The organism is Brasilonema octagenarum UFV-OR1, from assembly GCF_963888615.1.
Lineage (GTDB): Bacteria > Cyanobacteriota > Cyanobacteriia > Cyanobacteriales > Nostocaceae > Brasilonema > Brasilonema sennae.
On the sequence record NZ_CAWPKW010000046.1, the window covers coordinates 1 to 845 of the forward strand.

The following is an 845-nucleotide window of genomic DNA, read 5'->3' on the forward strand; positions in this document are numbered from 1 at the left end:
ATGTTCAACGCCATATTTTGAAAGAGTTGGGCAAGACGCCGCTGGTTTTGGCAATGGATGAGGTGGATAAGGTTTTTGACGCTGACTTCCGCAATGATTTGTTTGGGATGTTGCGCAGTTGGCACAATAGCCGCGCCACAATGCCCATTTGGAAGCAACTGGATTTGACGCTGGTGACTTCGACTGAACCTTATGAGCTGATTGACGACCTTTACCAATCACCTTTTAATGTCGGACAGGTGATTGAATTACAAGATTTTACACCAGAACAAGTCATTGACCTTAACCGCCGTCACGGTTCACCTTTCAACTCCAGTGAGGAAAGACAGTTAATAGCGTTGTTGGGTGGGCATCCTTATTTGGTGCGGCGGGCGCTTTACTTAGTGGCGAGTCAGCAAATTTCCACAGCTGAGTTATTTGCCAATGCAACTACTGGTAATGGTCCTTTTGGTGATCATCTGCGTCACCACATTTCACTACTGCACAAAAAAACAGAGTTGATTCAAGGGCTGCTGCAAATCATTCGCCAGAATACCTGTGATGATCAGCGCGTCTTCTGGCGGCTGCGGGGTGCGGGTTTGGTGCGGGAACAAGGACGGGCAGTTGTGCCACGCTGTCAGCTTTATGCTAACTATTTCCGGGAGAACTTGCGTGAGTAACCCAAGCATTTACACCGTTGGCGGAACTGTGCAAGCCAACCAAAATGGTGTCTACATTCCCCGCAAAGCAGATGAGGAATTGCTGGGGCTGTGTCGGGAAAATAAGTTTGTGTATATCCTCACTTCACGCCAGATGGGTAAATCTAGCCTGATGGTGCGAACTGCTGAACAACTGGCAGAAGAAGA

1 protein-coding gene and 1 pseudogene are annotated in these 845 nt (G+C 48.3%); both read left to right on the forward strand.

What is annotated here, in order from left to right; translation table 11 throughout:
* On the forward strand, positions 1–659 hold a 659-nt coding region (locus AC5590_RS03225), incomplete at its 5' end, for an AAA-like domain-containing protein (RefSeq protein WP_211178823.1).
* Positions 652–845 (forward strand): annotated as a pseudogene (locus AC5590_RS03230) (AAA-like domain-containing protein); the annotation flags it as partial. The gene AC5590_RS03225 and the pseudogene AC5590_RS03230, both read left to right, overlap by 8 nt.